Raw genomic sequence first — 18,660 nt, 5'->3', positions numbered from 1 at the left:
TGTTCGCGCAACCAGTCCTTCACCGATCGGATGCGCGAACAAGCTTTGGTTTCGCCCAGAACTGTCCACATACGGCCGCGGGCGAACCGCCCGGCAGGATCCAGCCCCGCATCCTTGGGATATGGAGATACCACCTGGCCTGATTGATACTGCCGCCATACTCCGCACCGGCGTCGGCACTGATGCCCTGCACCGCGCCTTCAAGGCCGGGCAGCTCGTACGGCTCCGGCGAGGCTTCTACGTGCGGACCAATGACTGGATCAGTGCCACGCCCGCACAACGCTTCGCGTGGTCGACGGCGGCGATTGCGAGATCCGTCAGCGGCGCGGTCCTCTGTGGGCAGACGGCTGCATGGGCCATCGGCCTACCAACGCTGGGCGACCCCCAATGTGTGGAGTTGGCAACCAGCCTGCCGGGCCGCAGCGGGATCAGGAAGTCGCCATTCGTGGTCCTCGGCACGGACAAGGCCGCCCGGGAAGCGCGGGAGGTGCGGTCCTACCCCCTCCAATACCGGCTAAAGCAGGTACATGAACCTGTGCGCCACGGCGAGTTCCTCAGTCTCGGGCTGGTGGAGACCACTTTGGACATCATGGCAACCCGCAGCCTGAGCCAGGCGCTGGTTGTTGCTGACGGCGCCGCACGAAAGCTCCACAAGGCTGGCCGAATGCCCGCTGATGCCAGCTTGTGGTCGCTTCAGGACATCCGGGACGGGATCCGGGCGCTTCCGCACGCTTCCGCCGCGGCACGTGCCGAACGCGCCGCTTCCCTTGCCAGCCCGTTGTCGGAATCTGTAGGGGAGTCCTACAGCAGGGCAGTCTTCGAGTTCCTTGGCTTTGAGCAGCCCGTCCTTCAGCGCACATTTGCCGACCGGGAGGGTTTCATTGGGAGGACTGACTGCTGGTGGCCGAACCCGGGGGTGGTTGGCGAATTCGACGGCAAAGGCAAGTATGTTCAGGCCGCCCTGCGCGGAGGAATCACCGCCGAGGAGGCGGTCTATCGGGAGAAGATCCGTAAGGACCGGATCCGGTCACTTGGTCATGGCTTCGTCCGCTGGCGCTGGGCTGACTTGCAGAATCCTGACCGGCTACGCGCCAAACTTCTGGCTGCCGGCATCCGGAGCAGGTGAGCGCGCCTACCCCCGGTTATCCCTAAGCTTGTTCGCGAATCAGATTCTAGAAGGGTGTCCTCTGCGATCAAGCCTCTGACAGGCGGCACCGCGGAACCACCGGTGACCCGCCTCGAGGTGCGGAAACCCGCAGTTAATCAACAGTTCAGTAAAGCTGTGTCCTGCGTCCTAGCGCCTGTCAGTGACGTCTGCTTCACTGTTTCAATGACAACGCTGACTGAAACCTCAGTCGCCGGCAACGATGACCGGCGAGAGAACAACCAAGACAACACCAACACCTACGGCTTTTCGGGAATCGGCCAGAAGCTGATGGTCGCGCTGGACGTGGACGGTACCCTGGTGGACCACGACGGCCACATGACGCCGGGCGTGCGGGACGCGGCGCAGGCGGTAGTGGCGGCCGGGCACGAGGTTATGATCGCCACCGGCCGCTCCTTGAATGCCACCCTCCCCGTCATCGAAAAGATCGGCATAGAGCGCGGCTACGCTGTTTGCTGCAACGGCGGCGTGACCCTCCGGCTCCACCCCGAACTGGCCAACGGCTACGAGGTCATCCACAAAGCCACCTTCGACCCCGGGCCTGCCCTGAGGGCCCTCCGGGAACGGCTTCCCTCTGCCAAGTACGCGCTGGAGGACGCCGATGGAAACTTCCTCTCCACGGAACGGTTCCAGGACGCCAGCTTCGGTGTCGAGGCCGTAGGCGTCGACTTCCACACCATGCTGGAGGCCACCGCGGTGCGCGTGGTGGTGTTCAGTACTGAAAACACGCCCGAGGAATTCAACGAAGCCATCGACCACGTGGGACTGGCCGGGGTGACCTACTCGGTGGGCTGGACCGCATGGCTGGATATCGCAGCGGCAGGGGTGACCAAGGCCAGCGCCCTGGAGAACCTTCGGCTCCGGCTCGGGATCGAGCAGCACCGCACCGTGGCCGTTGGAGATGGCCGGAACGATATCGAGATGCTCAGCTGGGCCGGCCGCGGAGTTGCCATGGGGCAGGCTCCGGAGGAAGTGATTGCGGCGGCCGATGAGGTCACCCACTCGGTGTTCGACGACGGCGCCGCCCACGTACTGCGCAGCCTCCTCTGACCTGCCTACTCCGGCAGCCCGGATTCCAGCCGGCACCGGGCGCCAAGGCAGAATAGGACCATGACCCTTACGACGTTCGCCCTCGTCCGCCATGGCCAGACCGACTGGAATGCCGAGCGCCGGCTGCAGGGTGCCACCGATATCCCCCTGAACGACGTCGGACGCGGCCAGGCACGTGACGCCGTCGCCGTCCTGGCCCCGTACGAATGGGACGTGATCGTGTCCTCCCCGCTGAGCCGGGCCGCCGAGACCGCGGACCTGATCGCCGAAGGATTGGGGCTCGCGGTGGCCCGGCGCATCCCCGGGCTGACAGAGCGCAGCTTCGGACCGGCCGAAGGAATGCAGGCCGGCCCCGAACTGGAGGCGCTGCGAGTGCCCGGCGGGTTCAAGGGTGCTGAGAGCGAAGCCGAGGCGGCGGACCGTGGCCTCGCCGCGCTTGAGGCGTTGGCGGAGGAATTCCGTGGGCAGCGGATACTGGTGGTGGCGCACGGCACCCTGCTGCGGGTCAGCCTCAGCCGTGCCATCGGCCAGACCTTGGCCAGCGTGGACAACGCCGCCCTGAACCTGGCACACCACCATGCTGTGGACGGGTGGAAGCTGGAGTATTTCAACGGTGAACCGATGATGGCGGCAGCGGGAGCCTGACCAGCCTCCTGACCGGGGCTAAGCAGGCCTGCCCCAGTGCAGGGCGGGCCTTGCTACCTGGCTTCGAGGATCAGGGCCAGCAGCCTCGCTGCCGCGGGCCGGGCGGAATGTTCCTCGTTCCACTGCGCCCGGGACACTGCCTTGCTGACTGCCTGGGTGGTGATGCCCAGTTCCTGCGCCACCGCTTTTTGCTGGCCGCGGACCCCGGGCGTCAGCAGGTCCAGCACCCGCCATTCGGCGCCGGAGCGGTCCCGGACAATGTGTCCGAGCAGCCGCAGTACGGCCTCCGCGTCGTGGGCCACGTCGGCCAGGGGCCCCTCCACTGCAACCGGAATCCGCTCCTTGCTGCTGCGGAGCCGGTCCACGGCCCGCCGCGCGTAGACCAGGCCATGACCGGTGGCGTCCTTGATTTGGTTGGGCAGCGGCTCGTCCACAGGCCCTGCGCCGATCCCCACATACCAGGATCCGCTGCGCAACGCGATCAGCGCCGCCTCCACGGCCTGGTGCGGGCAGTCCACCACACCCTGCACCTCATCCTCGACGGACCGGTCAAAATCCAGGCGCGCGGGGATATGTCGCAGCGCCTTGAGCAGCTGCGGCACCTGGTCGCCGTCGCGCCGGCTGTCAGTCTGGTTGATGGTCAGCGTGAACATTCTGGGTACACACTACCCGGAAGTAGAAATGACGAAACCGCCGCGGCCGGGGGTGTGAAAGTCCTGGAATGGGCGCGGGGCACGACGCCGGGCCTTGCCTGCGTGCCCCTTCATCTGTTGCCATGGGGGAACGGCCGCCCAGCGGCACACCCGATGTAAGGATGGCTATGGCCGGGAATACAGGGCACGACGACATGCGGCACGACCGGCGGGGGCAGGCCGGGGCGTCGGCGGACGATCTGGCCCTGGTGGACCGCTGGTGGCGCGCCGCCAACTACCTCTCCGTGGGGCAGATTTACCTGCGCTCCAACCCGTTGCTGCGGGAGCCGCTGCAGGCGGCGGACACCAAGTCCCGGCTGCTGGGCCACTGGGGCACCACGCCCGGGCTTAACTTCGTCTACGCCCACCTGAACCGCGTGATCCGCCGCGACTCCCTGGAGATGCTCTTTGTTGCCGGTCCCGGCCATGGCGGTCCCGCCGTCGTCGCCAATGCCTGGATGGAGGGGACCTACTCCGAAATCTATGCGCACGTGGGCAACGATGAGGCCGGCATGGCTGAACTGTTCCGGCAGTTCTCCTACCCCGGCGGCATCCCCAGCCATGCCGCCCCGGAAACTCCCGGCTCCATCAGCGAAGGCGGGGAACTCGGGTACTCCCTGGCGCACGCGTACGGGTCGGTGTTCGACAACCCGCAGCTGGTGACCGCCGTCGTGATTGGCGACGGCGAGGCGGAAACCGGGCCCCTGGCTGCCAGCTGGCACTCCCACAACTTCCTGGATCCCGCAGCGGACGGCGCGGTGCTGCCCATCCTGCACCTGAACGGCTACAAGATCGCCAATCCCACCATCCTGGCCCGGATGCCTCAGCAGCAGTTGGAGCAGCTGCTGCGCGGGTACGGACACGAACCGTACTTCGTCACCGTGGCCGACCCGGACAACACGGAACAGGCACACCGTGATTTCGCCGGCGTCCTGGACCGGTGCCTGGCGGACATCAAGGCCATCCAGGATGCCCACCGGCAGGACGCTTCCGGTGAAGAGGCGGGGGAGGGCGGACACCGCTGGCCCCTGATCGTGCTGCGCTCGCCCAAGGGCTGGACCGGGCCGCGGACCGTGGACGGGCTGCAGGTTGAAGGCACGTGGCGGGCGCACCAGGTGCCGCTGGCCGAAGTCCGCACCAACGGCGACCACCTGAAGCAGCTGGAGGAATGGATGCAGTCCTACCGGCCCCGGGAACTGTTCGACGGCGGCGGCCGGCTCCGCGCCGACGTCGCCGAGGGCGCCCCCACCGGCGACTTCCGCATGAGCGCCACACCGCATGCCAACGGCGGACTGCTCAGGCGCGCCCTGAAGCTGCCCGCCTACCGGGACCACGCCGTGGAGGTACACCACCCGGGTACCGAACGGGTGAGCCCCATGGTCACGCTGGGCTCCTGGATGCGGGACGTCATCGCGCAGAACATGGAGAACTTCCGGCTGTTCGGCCCGGACGAGACGGCCTCCAACCGGCTGCAGAACGTCTACGAGGCCACCGACAAGGTGTGGCAGTACAGGATCGACGACGTCGACGAGCACCTTGCGCGCTCCGGCCGGGTCCTGGAGGTGCTGAGCGAGCACCTGTGCCAGGGCTGGCTGGAAGGATATCTCCTGACCGGCCGGCACGGGGTCTTCAACTGCTACGAGGCCTTCGTCCACATTGTCGATTCCATGTTCAACCAGCACGCCAAATGGCTGAAGGTTTCCCGCGGGCTGCCATGGCGCCGGCCGGTGGCCTCCCTGAACTACTTGCTGTCCTCGCACGTCTGGCAGCAGGACCACAATGGCTTCTCGCACCAGGATCCAGGGTTCATCGACCACGCGGTGAACAAGAAGGCAGAGGTCATCCGGGTCTACCTGCCGCCGGACACCAATACCCTGCTCTCCGTCATGGAGCACTGCCTGGCCTCCACGGACTACGTGAACATCGTGGTCAGCGGCAAGCAACCGTCACCCACCTGGCTGGGTCCGGCGGAGGCCGCCAACCATTGCCGGCGCGGCCTGGGCATCTGGACGTTCGCGGGGTCCGAGGTGCCAGGTGAGGAGCCCGACGTCGTCCTGGCCTGCGCCGGTGATGTCCCCACCGTGGAGACCGTTGCCGCCGCGGAACTGCTCCGGGACGGCGCTCCCGGGCTCAAGGTACGGGTGGTGAACGTGGTGGACCTGATGCGGCTGCAGGATGACAGCGAGCATCCCCACGGCCTCCCCGCGCACGACTTCGACGGGATCTTCACCGCCGACAAGCCGGTCATTTTCGCCTACCACGGCTATCCGGCGCTGATCCACCGGCTCGCGTACCGCCGCACCAACCAGCAGGGCCTGCACGTGCACGGGTACAAGGAAGAGGGCACCACCACCACGCCGTTCGACATGGCCATGCTCAACGGCATTGACCGCTTCACGCTGGCCATCGACGCGATCGACCGTATCCCCGGCCTGGCGGGGAAGCACGCGCTGTTGCGCCAGGAGCTGCAGGACCGGCGCAACCGGGCCCGCGAGCACACCCGCACGCATGGCGAGGACCCGGCGGAAATCCGGAACTGGACCCTGGGCGGCTAGGAGCTGTCCGGGAGTTCGTCGAGGCGGCAGTCCGGAAGGTGGATCCAGCCTTCGGTGCGGGCGGCCGCTGCGTGGGTGCTGTCCGGCAGGAGGGTACGACGCCGGGCGGCGGCACGGGCGGTCAGCGAGGCGATGACGGCGTCGAAGAGGTCGTCCGAGCCTGCCAGGCTGTCGCGGTGCCCGGCCAGGTCCAGCCACGGCGCCTGTTCCTCGAGGGCGGCCAGCAGGAGGGCCAGGCGCTCGGCTTCCGGGACGCCGCGGCCCTTGTAGCCGCGGCCGTTGAGGCCCCAGATCTTCAGGGACGCCGCGGGGTACACCTCGGCCAGGCGGCCGGAACCGTCCCTTGGCTGCGGGCCGTGGAGTTGGGCGATCTTTGCCTGGATGACCGCGCAGCGCATGGCAGGGTGGGCCAGCCGGTCCGCGGAGACGCTGAGCGGGATCAGGCCTGTCCGTGCCGTGCAGAAACGGTCCGTGTCCCGGTACGCGAGCAGCCGGCGGCCGGCGATTCCGTCGTGTTCAAGGACAGGGGCCGCGATGTTGTCCAGGTGCCCGGTGAGGAACGGGATCAGGGCATCGGGCCAGCCTACGGGGCAGTCGACGCCGGTCATGTCGGTGCTGCCGAACAGCTCCACGATGTGCTGGTCGTCCACGTCCAGGCCCAGGTGGGTGAGCCGGGCGGCCCCGCTGCCCGTGCTGCCTGCGCCCCACTCAATGACCGCCACCGCGGTCTTCTTGGTGGCCGCCGCGAGGTCCACGCCGAGGGTCTTCATGCCGGGATCAGACGCGCCTGTATCGCAGCGCCCCGTCAACGGCTCCGGCTTCGCCCAGGTCATCGCCCCGGGCAAAGCCGGCCCACAGGGCCCGCACTGAACGGCCGGTAGAGTCCACGTCCTCCCACCGGGCACCGTTGATCAGGCCCACGCCGTCCCAGGTCTTCCGGGTGCCGAGCAGTAGGGGCAGGTCGATGGTGTGGGCTGCGCCGAAAATGTTGCCGGGGGCGTGCCAGTCCAGGACGTACCGGTGCGCGCGGCCGCCTGCCTTCGCGTGCCGGCGGGCAAAGCGGCGGGTGGCCCGGCCGTACACGGTTTCGGTGACCACCCAGTCGATGGCGCGGACGGCAGTGGCACCCACCAACGGAACGGCGGCCAGCCGCATGAGCCGCGGGCTGCGGGGGAGGAACAACCGGGCTTCCTCGGTTGTGTGCCCGATCAGCACGTCAATCGCGGGGGCGGTCCGGTCCCAGGCCGCCTCGATGGCGTCCTCCTCCGGGAGCGGATCGTGGCCGTACTGCGTTCCAAACGGCATGGCCGCGAGCATCCCGAACTTCCGCGCCACCTGGGCCACCTGTGCCTCGCGTTCCACCACCTCCATGGCCGGCGTTTCCTCGGTCACCGTTTCGGCGGCGATGCCCATGGCATGGTTCATCCGGGCGCGTCCCACGGCAATGCCCAGCGGTGCGCTTTGGATGATGGCACGCTGGAAGAGCCCGGGCGCGTCCGGCGTGGCCATGAGGTGGGCGATCGCGTCGCCGCCGGCGGACTGGCCGAAGGCGGTCACCCGGCCCGGGTCGCCGCCGAACGCCCCGATGTTCCGCTGTACCCAGCGGAAGGCTTCCAGTTGGTCCAGGAGACCCAGGTTGCCTGGACGCCCGGCCGGCGTGGCCAGGAACCCAAACAGGCCCAGGCGGTAGGTCATGGATACCACCACCACGCGGTTTTCGGACACCAGCCTGGCGGGATCGAAGATGGCCAGGTCTCCGGATCCGGTGGTGTAGGAACCTCCATGGATCCACACCATGACGGGCAGCCGTTCCCCCGGCTGGAGGTCGCCGGGCATGGTGATGGAGAGGTTCTGGCAGTCCTCGCTGCCCGGGAGCTCCCCGTAGGTGGTGCCCAGGACGTCGTCGAGGAACGGGACCGGGCCTTGCGGGCAGGCCGGGGCCAACGCCGTGGCGGCATAGTCGCTGGTCCAGTCCGCGACCGGTGCCGGGGCTTGGAAACGTGGGGCCCGGGCGTACGGGATTCCGGTGGCACGAAGGACATCGCCGTCCCGCCAGCCGGTGACGGGGCCACAGGGCGGATTGAACAACAACGTGGAGTTAAGCGTCGGCTCGGTAGGCACAGGTCCACGATTCCACAGATTTCCAGTGGCCGGACAACAGAAATCCCCGCCTCCCGGACAATTCCCCATCGCGTGATGCGGGGAATAGTCCGAGATGCGGGGACTTGTGGCGAAGGCCGCGCCCAGGCGGGCCGCCGCAGGAATTAGTGGCCGGTGGGCACGTAGCGCTTGATGGAGGCTTCCAATTCGGCTTCGGCGGCGGCGCGGTCGCCCCAGCCCTCGGCCTTGACCCACTTGCCGGGCTCCAGGTCCTTGTAGCGGGTGAAGAAGTGCTCGATTTCCTTGATCAGGAACTCGTTGACATCGCTCACTTCCTGGATGTGGTCAAAGCGGGCATCCACCGGGACGCACAGGATCTTGGCGTCTCCGCCGCCGTCGTCGGTCATGTTGAAGACGCCGATGGGGCGGGATTCGACGATGACGCCGGGGTGCAGGTCGAAGTCCTGCAGCAGCACCAGCGCGTCCAGCGGGTCGCCGTCCTCGCCGAGGGTGTTTTCGAAGTACCCGTAGTGGGTGGGGTACTGCATGGAGGTGAAGAGGACGCGGTCCAGGCGGACGCGGCCGGTCTCGTGGTCAACTTCATACTTGACGCGTGATCCCTTGGGGATCTCGATGGTCACGTCGTGCTTCATGGAATGCTCCTCGGCAATTACAGGGGGTGCGCGGCACACTTGACGGCCCACAAAAGAGAGTGTCGGTACCGCCGACTACTATTGAGGATATAGCGAGAGGCCCTGGAATCAGGAACTTGTGGGGAAATTTCAGGACTTGAGGACCAGCACCAGCATGAGCAACACAACCGGCACGGAATCCCGGCGTGGCCGGCGTTCCCTGGGCTCCGCAGGCCTGGGCCAGGCCCTGCGGGCGGCCATCCCCCCGGTGCTGGTGGTCTTGCTGCTGTTGGTCCTGGCAGTCCCGGCGGCCCTGCTGGTGGCACCGGGATTCGTCGCCCCCGGAGCGACTGTCCCGGCCGCGCCGGTTCCGGCCTGGCAGCAGATCCCCGCCACGGTGTCCGCCCCGCAAGTCCTTGCCCCGCTCCAGCAGTCCGCGCCGGTGCCCGCGCCCTCGGCGGTGGCGGCCCAAGTGGATCCGCTGTTGGCCACCGACGGCGGCGGCACTTTCACGGGCATGGTGCAGGACGCGTCCACCGGCCAGGTCCTTTTTGACCGGGGCGGTTCGGAAGGCCGGGTGCCGGCGTCCAACCTCAAGCTGCTGACGTCGGCAGCCGCGCTGCGGACCCTGGGGCCGGACCACCGCTTCGCCACCAAGGTGCTGCGCGGTCCCGCTCCCGGGCAGGTAGTGCTGGTAGGTGGCGGCGACGTCCTGCTGGGGGCCGGGGAGTCGCGGCCCGAACAAACCCTGGGCCACGCCGGCCTGGCCACCCTTGCGGCGCAGGCCGTGGATGCCTTGCGGGCTGCCGGCACCACCGGGGAAATTACAGTGCTGCTGGATGACTCGCTCTTCACCGGTCCGGCGCTGAACCCGGCCTGGCTGGCGGGCGACGTGGAAGCCGGCGAAATTGCCCCGCTCTACCCACTCGCCCTCAACTCCGCGCGCTTCGATCCTGCGGTCACCACAGGCCCACGGCCGCAGGACGCAGCCATGGCCGCGGCCGGGGAATTCGCTGCGCGGCTCCGCGCTGCAGGTGCCGGAGCGGGCCTGACCGTCGCGGCCGGCGTCGAACGCGCACCCGGCACGGCCACGGCGGCAGGCGCCGCCGTGCAGGCGCAGCCCGTGGTGCTGGCAGAGGTTGAATCGGCCACCGTGGCCGAGCAGGTGGACCTGATGCTGCAGGTATCGGACAACTACCTGGCCGAGACCATGGGCCGGATGGCGGCGCTGGCCACCGGCCGGTCCGGCAGCAATGACGGCGCAACGGCAGCGGTCGTTGCCGAGGCGGGGGCCGCCGGAGTCGCCACGGACACCATCAAACTGGCGGACGTGTGCGGGCTGGCCCTGGGCAACCAGGTATCGGCCCGCCAGTTCACGGACGTGGTCAGGGCCATGACCACCGGTGCCGATGCCAGGCTTCGCGGCGCCTTGGACGGCTTTCCGGTGGGCGGCCTGTCCGGCACCCTGGACACCCGGTACGGGGATGCCGGCACGGCGGGCGGGGCAGGCCTGGTGCGCGCCAAGACCGGGACCTTGAACACCGTGCTGGCCCTGAGCGGCTACGTGGTGGACGCGGACGGCCGGCTCCTGGTGTTCTCGTTCATCGGCAACGGGCTCACGCCGGGGGCGGCAGGGAACAAGCAGGCGCTGGACCGTGCGGCCACGGCGCTGGCCGGGTGCGGCTGCCGCTGACCTGCTGCGGCTGCACGCCCAGCAATGCGGCCATGACGACGGCGGCAAGCACCGACGCCCAGCCCTTGCGCGGGCCTGCGGCCAGGGGCGGGATGGGGCGGTAGGGGATCATGGCGGCCTCCTTCTGAGGGTTCTTGGCCTGTACCCCAACGATCGCCGGGCCGGCTGGGCCGCCGCTTTCGACGCCCTGTGCGGTGGCTGTGGAAGTTCGCCGGTCAGCGAACTTTAAGGACGTTGTCCGGCGCGCTGTGTTCTGATGGGACCATGGAGTCCACCGCGCGCGAGTCCGCACCGACGTTGTCCCCAACGGCCCAGTCCCTGATCAACTGGGACCTCGCTGCTTCCGCGGCGGCGCGGCTGGCTCCGGCCGGCCCGGTGCTGGATGAAAAGGCCATTGGCGAGGCGGTGGACAGCCTCCGCCGGCTCGCCGACGCATCCGTCCCGCATGTCCACGACATCACCGGCCTGGAAGCCGCGCGGGACCTGCGGGACTCCTCCGTGCTGGTGGTGGACCGGGCATCCTGGGCCAAAGCCAACACCCAGAGCTTCGCGGTGATGCTCAAGCCCGCCATGCAGAAGATGCTGGACAGCCGCCGCGGCACCCTGAGCCCCTCCGCGGCCAGCGTGAGCGGCGCCATCACCGGCGGCCAGCTCGGCGCCGTGCTCGCCTTCCTCTCCAGCAAGGTGCTGGGCCAGTACGATCCTTTCGCGGCCCTGGCCGAGAACTCCAGTGCGCCTGCTGCGGGCCGGCTCCTGCTCGTAGCACCGAACATCGTCTCGGTGGAGCGTGAACTCAACGTCGCGCCGGAGGACTTTAGGCTCTGGGTGTGCCTGCACGAGCAGACCCACCGGGTCCAGTTCGCCGCGGCACCTTGGCTGCGCCACCACATGCTCGAACAGATCGACGAACTCAGCGGCCACCTGCTGGGGAACGTCGATTCCCTGATGGAGCGCGCCTCCGCCGCTGCCCGTTCGTTGAAGGACCGTTCCGCCACCGGAAACACGCCCGGCCGGGGCGCCATCCTGGACCTGCTGCAGGACCCCGAAGAGAAGGCCGCCATCTCCCACCTCACCGCGGTGATGAGCCTCCTCGAAGGGCACGCCAACGTGGTGATGGACGCCGTTGACGCCAGCATCGTCCCCTCCGTGAAGACCATCCGGCAGCGGTTCAACGACCGCGGCAAGGACCGCGGCGTGATCGAAAAGTTCATCCGAAGCCTCCTGGGCCTGGACGCGAAAATGCGCCAGTACTCCGACGGCGCCCGCTTTGTCCGCGCGGTGGTGGACGTGGCCGGCATGGAGGGCTTCAACAGGGTCTGGGAGTCGGTGGACCACTTGCCCACGGAGCCGGAGATCCACGACGCCAAGCTGTGGATTGACCGGATGGGCCTCTGATTGCCGGACGCCCAGCCGCACCACCCGCCCATGCCTGAGAATCCTTCCACCGGCCCGCGCCGCGGCGGACGGCGCCGTCCCGGCAGGCTCGCCCCCGTCGTCGGCACTGCGCGCAAAATGCTGCAAAAAGCGCTCGCCGACGCCGGCTATCCCCGCCGTATCACCGTGGCATGCAGCGGCGGGCCCGACTCCCTGGCACTCGCCGCGGTGGCCGCCTACTTCGCCCGGCGTGGCCACGTTGACGGCCACCCGCTGGCCGTGGGCGCCGTGGTGGTGGACCACCAGTTGCAGGCAGGGTCCGCCCAGGTTGCCGCCCGCACCGCTGAAGCCCTGCGGGAGCTGGGCCTCGATCCTGTCGAAATCCGCACCGTCACGGTCTCGGCGGCCGGCATGGGCCCAGAAGCTGCGGCCCGCGAGGCCCGGCACGCCGCGCTGGAGGCTGCAGCGGACCAGCAGGGCGCCGGCGCCATCCTCCTGGGACACACCCTCGACGACCAGGCCGAACAGGTCCTGCTGGGCCTGGCCCGCGGCTCCGGAACGCGGTCCCTCGCCGGCATGCGGCCCGCCCGCGCAGGAACCGGACACAGCGTGCTGCTGCGCCCTTTCCTGGGGCTGCGCCGGGCAGATACGGAGGAGATCTGCGCCGTCGAGGAGCTGGAACCCTGGCACGACCCCACCAACACCGACCCTGCCTTCGCCCGCTCGCGCACCAGGGTGGAAGTGCTCCCGCACCTTGAGCAAAAGCTGGGTCCGGGAGTGGCCGAGTCCCTGGCCCGCACCGCCGCGATCCTGCAGCTGGACGCGGACTACCTGGAGGATGCGGCGGAAAGCACCTATGCCTCCCTCGTGGAGCGGGACGGCACGGACCTCAGCCTGCCGGAGGAGGCGCTGGGGGCTTTGGCCCCAGCCATCAGGTTCCGCGTGATTGCCAAGGCAGCGGCCGACGCCGGCGGCCAGCAGCCCGGCTACCAGCGCCTTTTGGCGGCGGAAGCGCTGCTTCGGCGGCAGGGTTCCGCAGGCCCGGTGGAGCTTCCGGGCGGCGTGAGCGTGTACCGGTTGTCGCTGGCGCAACTGGAACGGCCTGCCGGTGCCGGCAGCCCGGGAGGCGCCGCTTCCGTTCCCCGTGAACGGGCGCGCTGTGGGAAGCTAGTATTCCGGCCTCAAAAACCGCCCGAAAAATAGTCGCACCCCGCATCTAAACAGGAGCCATTGGTGGATTCAAACGACGTCCAGGCAGACCTCAAGCACGTTCTCTACACCAAGGAACAGATCCAGCAGCGGATCACCGAACTCGCCGCGCAGATCGACAAGGACTATGAAGGGCGCGAGATCCTCGTTGTCGGTGTCCTCAAGGGGGCCGTGATGGTCATGGCGGACCTGGCCCGGGCCCTGCACAGCCACGTGTCCATGGACTGGATGGCGGTGTCTTCCTACGGCTCCGGGACGCAGTCCTCCGGCGTGGTGCGGATCCTGAAGGACCTGGACACCGACCTGATGGGCAAGGACGTGCTGATCGTCGAGGACATCATCGATTCCGGCCTCACCTTGTCCTGGCTGAAGACCAACCTGGAATCCCGCGGCACCGCCTCGGTGGAGATCTGCACAGCCTTCCGCAAGCCCACCGCCGCCAAGGTGGAGATCGACGTCAAGTACGTTGGCTACGACATCCCCAACGAATTCGTGGTGGGCTACGGCCTGGACTACGCCGAAAAGTACCGCAACCTGGACTTCGTGGGCACCCTCGCCCCGCACGTCTACGAATAAGCTGCCCGCGACAGCAGCCCCTGCTGCCCGGGGCCACCACCGTGGGTAGCAGGAACGTTGGCATCAGGGACGTGGCCCGGGCGGCAGGGGTGTCCGCCACCACCGTCTCCCATGTCCTCAATGACGCGCCATACGCCCGCGTCAGCCCCGAAACCCGCGAAAAAGTGAAGTCGACGGCGGCCCGGCTGGGGTACGGGCCCAACCGGCTGGCCCGGGCCCTCCGCAGCCGCAAGTCAGGCGTGCTGGGCCTGGTCAGCGAGGACGTGGCCACCACGCCGCATGCCGGCCGCATCATCCTCGGCGCCGACGAAGCGGCCCGCGCCCGGGGCTACACCCTGATGATCATCAACACGGCGGGCTCGGCGGACCACGGCTCCCGTGAAGCCGACGTGGAGTCCCTGCTGGAGCGGCAGGTGGACGGCATCCTCTACGCCACCATGTACCACCGGTACCTGCACGCGCCTGCCAACCTCGGCAAGGTCCCTTCGGTTCTGGTGGATGCCGTCACAGCGGATGACAGTTTTCCGGCAGTGGTCCCGGACGAGTACGGCGGTGCGGCCGCCGCGGTGGAAGCCCTCCTTGCCGCGGGCCATACCCGGATCGGGTTCATCAACAACACCGAGGACGTTCCCTCCACCGTCCGGCGGCTGCAGGGTTTCCGGGACACGCTGACCCGCGCGGGCCTGGACGGTTCCTCCGCCCCCGTCGAGCCGGCGTCGTCCGATGCTGCCGGGGGATACGCTGCCGCCCGCAGGATGCTGGGAAGCGGCCACCCGCCGTCGGGCCTCTTCTGCTACAACGACCGCATGGCCATGGGCGCCTACCGCGCGGCCGCGGAACTGGGCCTCTCCATCCCGGGCGACCTGTCCGTCGTCGGCTTCGATGACCAGGAACTGATTGCCGCCAGCCTCCACCCCGGCCTGAGCACCGTGGCCCTGCCGCACTACGAAATGGGTGCGTGGGCGGCGGACCGGCTGATCGACGCCATCGAAGCCGACGCCATCGAAGCCGAATCCGGCGAAGCCCCCAGAAGCGGCGCCGGCGCCCGCGGCGGAACATCCGGCCCGGTGCTCCTCGGCTGCCCGCTGGTAACCCGCGGGTCCGTCGCAGCGCCGCCGGAACAGCCCTGACCGGGGCATTCCCTGACTTCCGGGCCCGCTACGCCCACAGGGAACTTTTGCTTTTCGCTATGCGTGATGTACTCCGGACGGTGTATAGCTAGAAGCTGACGCAGCACCATCACGCGCGCAGACTACTCGCCGTGAAGCACTACCGGAAGGGACGGGGCGAGCCCCCGAACAGATGAAAGCTAAGAACTTCTTCAAAGGCCCGGGCATCTGGATCGTCGTTGTGGTCGGTCTGCTCCTGGTGGCTTTTGCAACGCTCGCCCCCGGCGGTGCAGCCCGGATCGACACGGACAAGGGCCTGGAGCTGCTCTCCAGCAACAAGGTGGAGCAGGCCAAGATCTTCGACGGCGAAAACCGCGTTGACCTCACGCTGAAGGACAACCTGCAGGTGAACGGGCAGGACAAAGGCAAGAGCGTGCAGTTCTTCTTCGTGGACGCCCGCGCGCAGGATGTGGTGAAGGCTGTCACCGACGCCAAGCCCGCCCAAGGCTTCACAGACCAGCCCATCGAGAGCAACTGGTTCTCCGGCCTGCTCTCGCTCCTGATCCCCGTGATCCTCCTGGGCGCCCTGTTCTGGTTCCTGATGACCCGGATGCAGGGCGGCGGCTCCAAGATCATGCAGTTCGGCAAGTCCAAGGCCAAGATGGTCAGCAAGGACATGCCGCAGGTGACCTTCGCCGATGTCGCAGGTTCCGACGAGGCAGTGGAGGAACTGCAGGAAATCAAGGAATTCCTGCAGGAGCCTGCAAAGTTCCAGGCCGTCGGCGCCAAGATCCCCAAGGGCGTGTTGCTCTACGGCCCGCCAGGCACCGGTAAGACTCTGCTGGCCCGCGCAGTGGCCGGTGAGGCAGGCGTCCCCTTCTTCTCCATCTCGGGCTCGGACTTCGTGGAAATGTTCGTCGGCGTCGGTGCCTCCCGCGTCCGCGACCTCTTTGAACAGGCCAAGGCCAACTCGCCCGCCATCATCTTCGTGGACGAGATCGACGCCGTGGGCCGGCACCGCGGCGCCGGCATTGGCGGCGGCAACGACGAACGCGAGCAGACCCTCAACCAGCTGCTGGTGGAGATGGACGGCTTCGACGTCAAGACCAACGTCATCCTGATCGCCGCCACCAACCGGCCCGACGTCCTGGACCCGGCACTGCTGCGTCCGGGCCGCTTCGACCGCCAGATCGGTGTGGAGGCCCCCGACCTGATCGGCCGCGACCAGATCCTCAAGGTCCACGCCAAGGGCAAGCCGATGGCTCCGGGCGTCGACCTCAAGGCCGTCGCCAAGAAGACGCCGGGTTACACCGGTGCGGACCTGGCGAACGTCCTCAACGAGGCCGCCCTGCTTACCGCCCGCTCCAACGCGAACCTGATTGATGACCGCGCCCTGGACGAGGCCATCGACCGCGTCATGGCCGGCCCGCAGAAGCGCAGCCGCGTCATGAAGGAACACGAGCGGAAGATCACCGCCTACCACGAGGGCGGGCACGCCCTGGTTGCCGCGGCCCTGCGGAACTCTGCTCCGGTCACCAAGATCACCATCCTCCCGCGCGGCCGGGCCCTGGGCTACACCATGGTGGTGCCGGACAACGACAAGTACTCCGTGACCCGCAACGAACTCCTGGACCAGATGGCGTACGCCATGGGCGGGCGCGTCGCCGAGGAGATCGTGTTCCACGATCCGTCCACCGGCGCCTCCAACGACATCGAAAAGGCCACTGGCACCGCCCGGAAGATGGTCACCGAATACGGCATGAGCGAACGGGTCGGCGCGGTCCGGCTGGGCCAGGGCGGCGGCGAGCCGTTCCTGGGCCGCGACGCCGGGCACGAGCGCAACTACTCGGACCAGATCGCGTACGTCGTGGATGAGGAAGTGCGCCGCCTGATCGAGCAGGCCCATGACGAAGCGTACGAAATCCTCACCGAAAACCGGGACATCCTGGACATCCTGGCCCTGGAACTGCTGGAGCGGGAAACCCTGAACCAGGCCGAGATCGCCGACATCTTCCGTGACGTCCGCAAGCGTGACTTCCGCGAGGTGTGGCTGTCCAAGGAAACCCGCCCCGTGCAGATGGCGGGTCCGGTGGAGAGCCGCCTGGAGCGGGCAGAACGCGAGGCCCAGGAGGAAGCAAAGAAGGCCCGGATGGACGAGCCGCTGGACGCCCAGCCGCCGCATTCCCAAGGTGTTGCGGAGGATGCGCCGTTTCATGGCGGCACCCCCGAATCGGGGCCCGGCACCCTTCGCGGCTAAGCTTTCCCTGTGACTTCCTTCGACGACGACGACGTTTCCGCCTCCGCCGATCACCTGGCGGCAGGCGGTCACCGGTCCTCAAAACATGAAAGAGTGGACCGGCCCCGGATCGAGGCGGCCGTCCGCGAGATCCTCCTCGCCATCGGCGAGGACCCGGACCGCGGCGGGCTCGTAGATACCCCCAAACGGGTTGCGAAGGCGTACGCCGAGGTGTTCGCCGGGCTGCACCACGACCCCGCCGAGGTCCTGTCCACCACCTTTGACCTGGACCACGAGGAACTCGTCCTGGTCAAGGACATTCCGTTCTATTCCACCTGCGAGCACCACCTGGTGCCATTCCACGGGGTGGCGCACGTTGGCTACATCCCGTCGCATGACGGCAAGGTCACCGGGTTGAGCAAGCTGGCCCGGCTGGTGGACATCTACGCCCGCCGCCCGCAGGTCCAGGAGCGGCTGACCACGGAGATCGTCGAAGCGATGGTCCGCTACCTCAAGCCCCGCGGGGCGATCGTCGTTGTCGAATGCGAGCACATGTGCATGTCGATGCGCGGCATCCGCAAGCCCGGAGCGAAGACCGTCACCAGTGCGGTCCGCGGGCAGCTGCATGACCCGGCCACCCGTGCCGAGGCCATGAGCCTCATCCTCGGAAGGTAACAAACCATGGATTCACTAGCCGCAGCCCCCGGAACGGGGCCCGCGACCTCGCCGCTGCCCATCCTCCGCAAGCCCCGCCCGGCGGCCCGCTTCGAGGACCTCCCCACCGGCCGCACACTGGTCATGGGGATCCTGAACGTCACCCCGGATTCCTTCAGCGACGGCGGAAAGCACCCCACCGCGGACACCGCCATCGCTGCCGGCCTGCGGATGTTGTACGCAGGGGCGGACATCATCGACGTCGGCGGGGAGTCCACCCGCCCCGGTGCCGAGGACGTCACGCCGGAAGAAGAGCAGCGGCGCGTCCTGCCGGTCATCGAAGCACTCGTGAAGGCCGGTGCGCTGGTCAGCATCGACACCACCCACGCCGCCACTGCGGCCGCCGCCCTGAAGGCCGGCGCCGCCATCATCAATGACGTCTCCGGGCTGACCATCGAACCGGAGATGGCGGAGCTCGTGGCAGCATCCAAGGTCCCCTACGTCCTCACGCACCGCCGCGGGGACGCCCGGACCATGAATTCACTCGCTGAGTACACGGACGTGGCAGGCGAGGTCGTGGCCGAGCTGGCGGGGGTGCGGGACAAGCTCTACGCCGCAGGAGTCAGCCACGAGCAGATCATCGTGGACCCCGGCCTGGGGTTCGCCAAGAACGACGCCCACAACTGGGAGCTGCTGCAGAACCTGGACCAGCTGGACAGCCTGGGCCACCGGGTCCTGGTGGCGGCCTCCCGCAAGAGGTTCCTGGGCACGCTGCTCACCGTGGCCGGCAAGTCCGCCGCTCCGGAGGAACGGGACGGTGCCACGGCGGCAATCACCGCCATCAGCGCCTCGCGCGGCGCATGGGCAGTCCGCGTGCACGACGTCGGGCCAAGCCTTGACGCCGTCAAGGTCGCTGCCCGCATGGCAGCGGTACCCACGCCACAAGCCGTACCCAAGACGCACTAGGGCC

Annotated in this window: 16 protein-coding genes; 12 read left to right on the top strand and 4 right to left on the bottom strand. The window is 68.2% G+C overall.

The window, feature by feature from the left end:
• The first annotated feature begins 121 nt into the window (after positions 1-121).
• The 3 genes from DC347_RS00650 to DC347_RS00640 all read left to right on the top strand — a co-directional run bounded on the left by DC347_RS00650 (position 122) and on the right by DC347_RS00640 (position 2,860).
• Positions 122-1,126 carry a type IV toxin-antitoxin system AbiEi family antitoxin domain-containing protein gene (locus DC347_RS00650; RefSeq protein ID WP_109044074.1) on the top strand — a complete coding sequence of 335 codons (1,005 nt, stop codon included), beginning with the start codon at positions 122-124 and terminating at the stop codon, positions 1,124-1,126.
• A 204-nt stretch (positions 1,127-1,330) separates the two neighbouring features.
• The gene (locus DC347_RS00645) at positions 1,331-2,215 is read left to right on the top strand and encodes an HAD family hydrolase (RefSeq protein WP_018762669.1); all 885 of its coding nucleotides are present in this window, start codon (positions 1,331-1,333) and stop codon (positions 2,213-2,215) included.
• Between the two features lie 60 nt (positions 2,216-2,275).
• Entirely contained in the window at positions 2,276-2,860 is a 585-nt protein-coding gene (locus DC347_RS00640; RefSeq protein WP_109044073.1) for a histidine phosphatase family protein, read from the top strand.
• A 53-nt stretch (positions 2,861-2,913) separates the two neighbouring features.
• Here the strand turns inward: DC347_RS00640 and DC347_RS00635 are convergent, their stop codons facing one another.
• The gene (locus DC347_RS00635) at positions 2,914-3,513 is read right to left on the bottom strand and encodes a hypothetical protein (RefSeq protein WP_018762667.1); all 600 of its coding nucleotides are present in this window, start codon (positions 3,511-3,513) and stop codon (positions 2,914-2,916) included.
• A 167-nt stretch (positions 3,514-3,680) separates the two neighbouring features.
• Here DC347_RS00635 and DC347_RS00630 point away from each other — a divergent pair, with 167 nt between their 5' ends.
• A complete protein-coding gene (locus DC347_RS00630; protein WP_109044072.1) occupies positions 3,681-6,107 on the top strand; it encodes a phosphoketolase in 2,427 nt (808 codons plus the stop codon).
• Here the strand turns inward: DC347_RS00630 and DC347_RS00625 are convergent.
• The 3 genes from DC347_RS00625 to DC347_RS00615 form a co-directional block, all read right to left on the bottom strand.
• The gene (locus tag DC347_RS00625; protein ID WP_109044071.1) at positions 6,104-6,877 is read right to left on the bottom strand and encodes a DUF429 domain-containing protein; all 774 of its coding nucleotides are present in this window, start codon (positions 6,875-6,877) and stop codon (positions 6,104-6,106) included. The two genes, DC347_RS00630 and DC347_RS00625, sit on opposite strands and share 4 nt — an antisense overlap.
• 7 nt (positions 6,878-6,884) lie before the next feature.
• A complete protein-coding gene (locus DC347_RS00620) occupies positions 6,885-8,228 on the bottom strand; it encodes a carboxylesterase family protein (RefSeq protein ID WP_109044070.1) in 1,344 nt (447 codons plus the stop codon).
• Positions 8,229-8,371: 143 nt separating this feature from the next.
• Positions 8,372-8,860, bottom strand: coding sequence for an inorganic diphosphatase (locus DC347_RS00615; RefSeq protein WP_018762663.1), 489 nt, complete (start codon positions 8,858-8,860; stop codon positions 8,372-8,374).
• Positions 8,861-9,014: 154 nt separating this feature from the next.
• On the opposite strand from DC347_RS00615, the gene DC347_RS00610 reads away from it, so the two are divergent.
• From DC347_RS00610 to folP, 8 genes are all read left to right on the top strand, one after another.
• Positions 9,015-10,532, top strand: coding sequence for a D-alanyl-D-alanine carboxypeptidase/D-alanyl-D-alanine-endopeptidase (locus tag DC347_RS00610; protein WP_109044231.1), 1,518 nt, complete (start codon positions 9,015-9,017; stop codon positions 10,530-10,532).
• 264 nt (positions 10,533-10,796) lie between these two features.
• Positions 10,797-11,927, top strand: coding sequence for a zinc-dependent metalloprotease (locus DC347_RS00605; protein WP_018762661.1), 1,131 nt, complete (start codon positions 10,797-10,799; stop codon positions 11,925-11,927).
• 117 nt (positions 11,928-12,044) lie between these two features.
• Positions 12,045-13,109, top strand: a complete 1,065-nt coding sequence (gene tilS, locus DC347_RS00600; RefSeq protein WP_206073866.1) for a tRNA lysidine(34) synthetase TilS — start codon at positions 12,045-12,047, stop codon at positions 13,107-13,109.
• A 30-nt stretch (positions 13,110-13,139) separates the two neighbouring features.
• Positions 13,140-13,691, top strand: a complete 552-nt coding sequence (hpt, locus tag DC347_RS00595; RefSeq protein WP_018762659.1) for a hypoxanthine phosphoribosyltransferase — start codon at positions 13,140-13,142, stop codon at positions 13,689-13,691.
• 41 nt (positions 13,692-13,732) lie between these two features.
• Positions 13,733-14,821 (top strand): LacI family DNA-binding transcriptional regulator, encoded by a 1,089-nt coding sequence (locus DC347_RS00590; RefSeq protein ID WP_109044069.1) that lies wholly within the window; start codon positions 13,733-13,735, stop codon positions 14,819-14,821.
• Between the two features lie 172 nt (positions 14,822-14,993).
• Positions 14,994-17,057, top strand: coding sequence for an ATP-dependent zinc metalloprotease FtsH (ftsH, locus tag DC347_RS00585; RefSeq protein WP_018762657.1), 2,064 nt, complete (start codon positions 14,994-14,996; stop codon positions 17,055-17,057).
• Between the two features lie 9 nt (positions 17,058-17,066).
• Positions 17,067-17,711 carry a GTP cyclohydrolase I FolE gene (folE, locus tag DC347_RS00580; RefSeq protein ID WP_109044068.1) on the top strand — a complete coding sequence of 215 codons (645 nt, stop codon included), beginning with the start codon at positions 17,067-17,069 and terminating at the stop codon, positions 17,709-17,711.
• Positions 17,712-17,717: 6 nt separating this feature from the next.
• On the top strand, positions 17,718-18,656 hold the full coding sequence (gene folP, locus DC347_RS00575) for a dihydropteroate synthase (RefSeq protein WP_018762655.1): 939 nt from the start codon (positions 17,718-17,720) through the stop codon (positions 18,654-18,656).
• Positions 18,657-18,660: the final 4 nt, after the last annotated feature.

Source organism: Pseudarthrobacter sp. AG30, from assembly GCF_003116525.1.
Lineage (GTDB): Bacteria > Actinomycetota > Actinomycetes > Actinomycetales > Micrococcaceae > Arthrobacter.
Note: the sequence above shows the minus strand (reverse complement) of the source record. Positions and strands in the feature narration are given on the sequence as shown.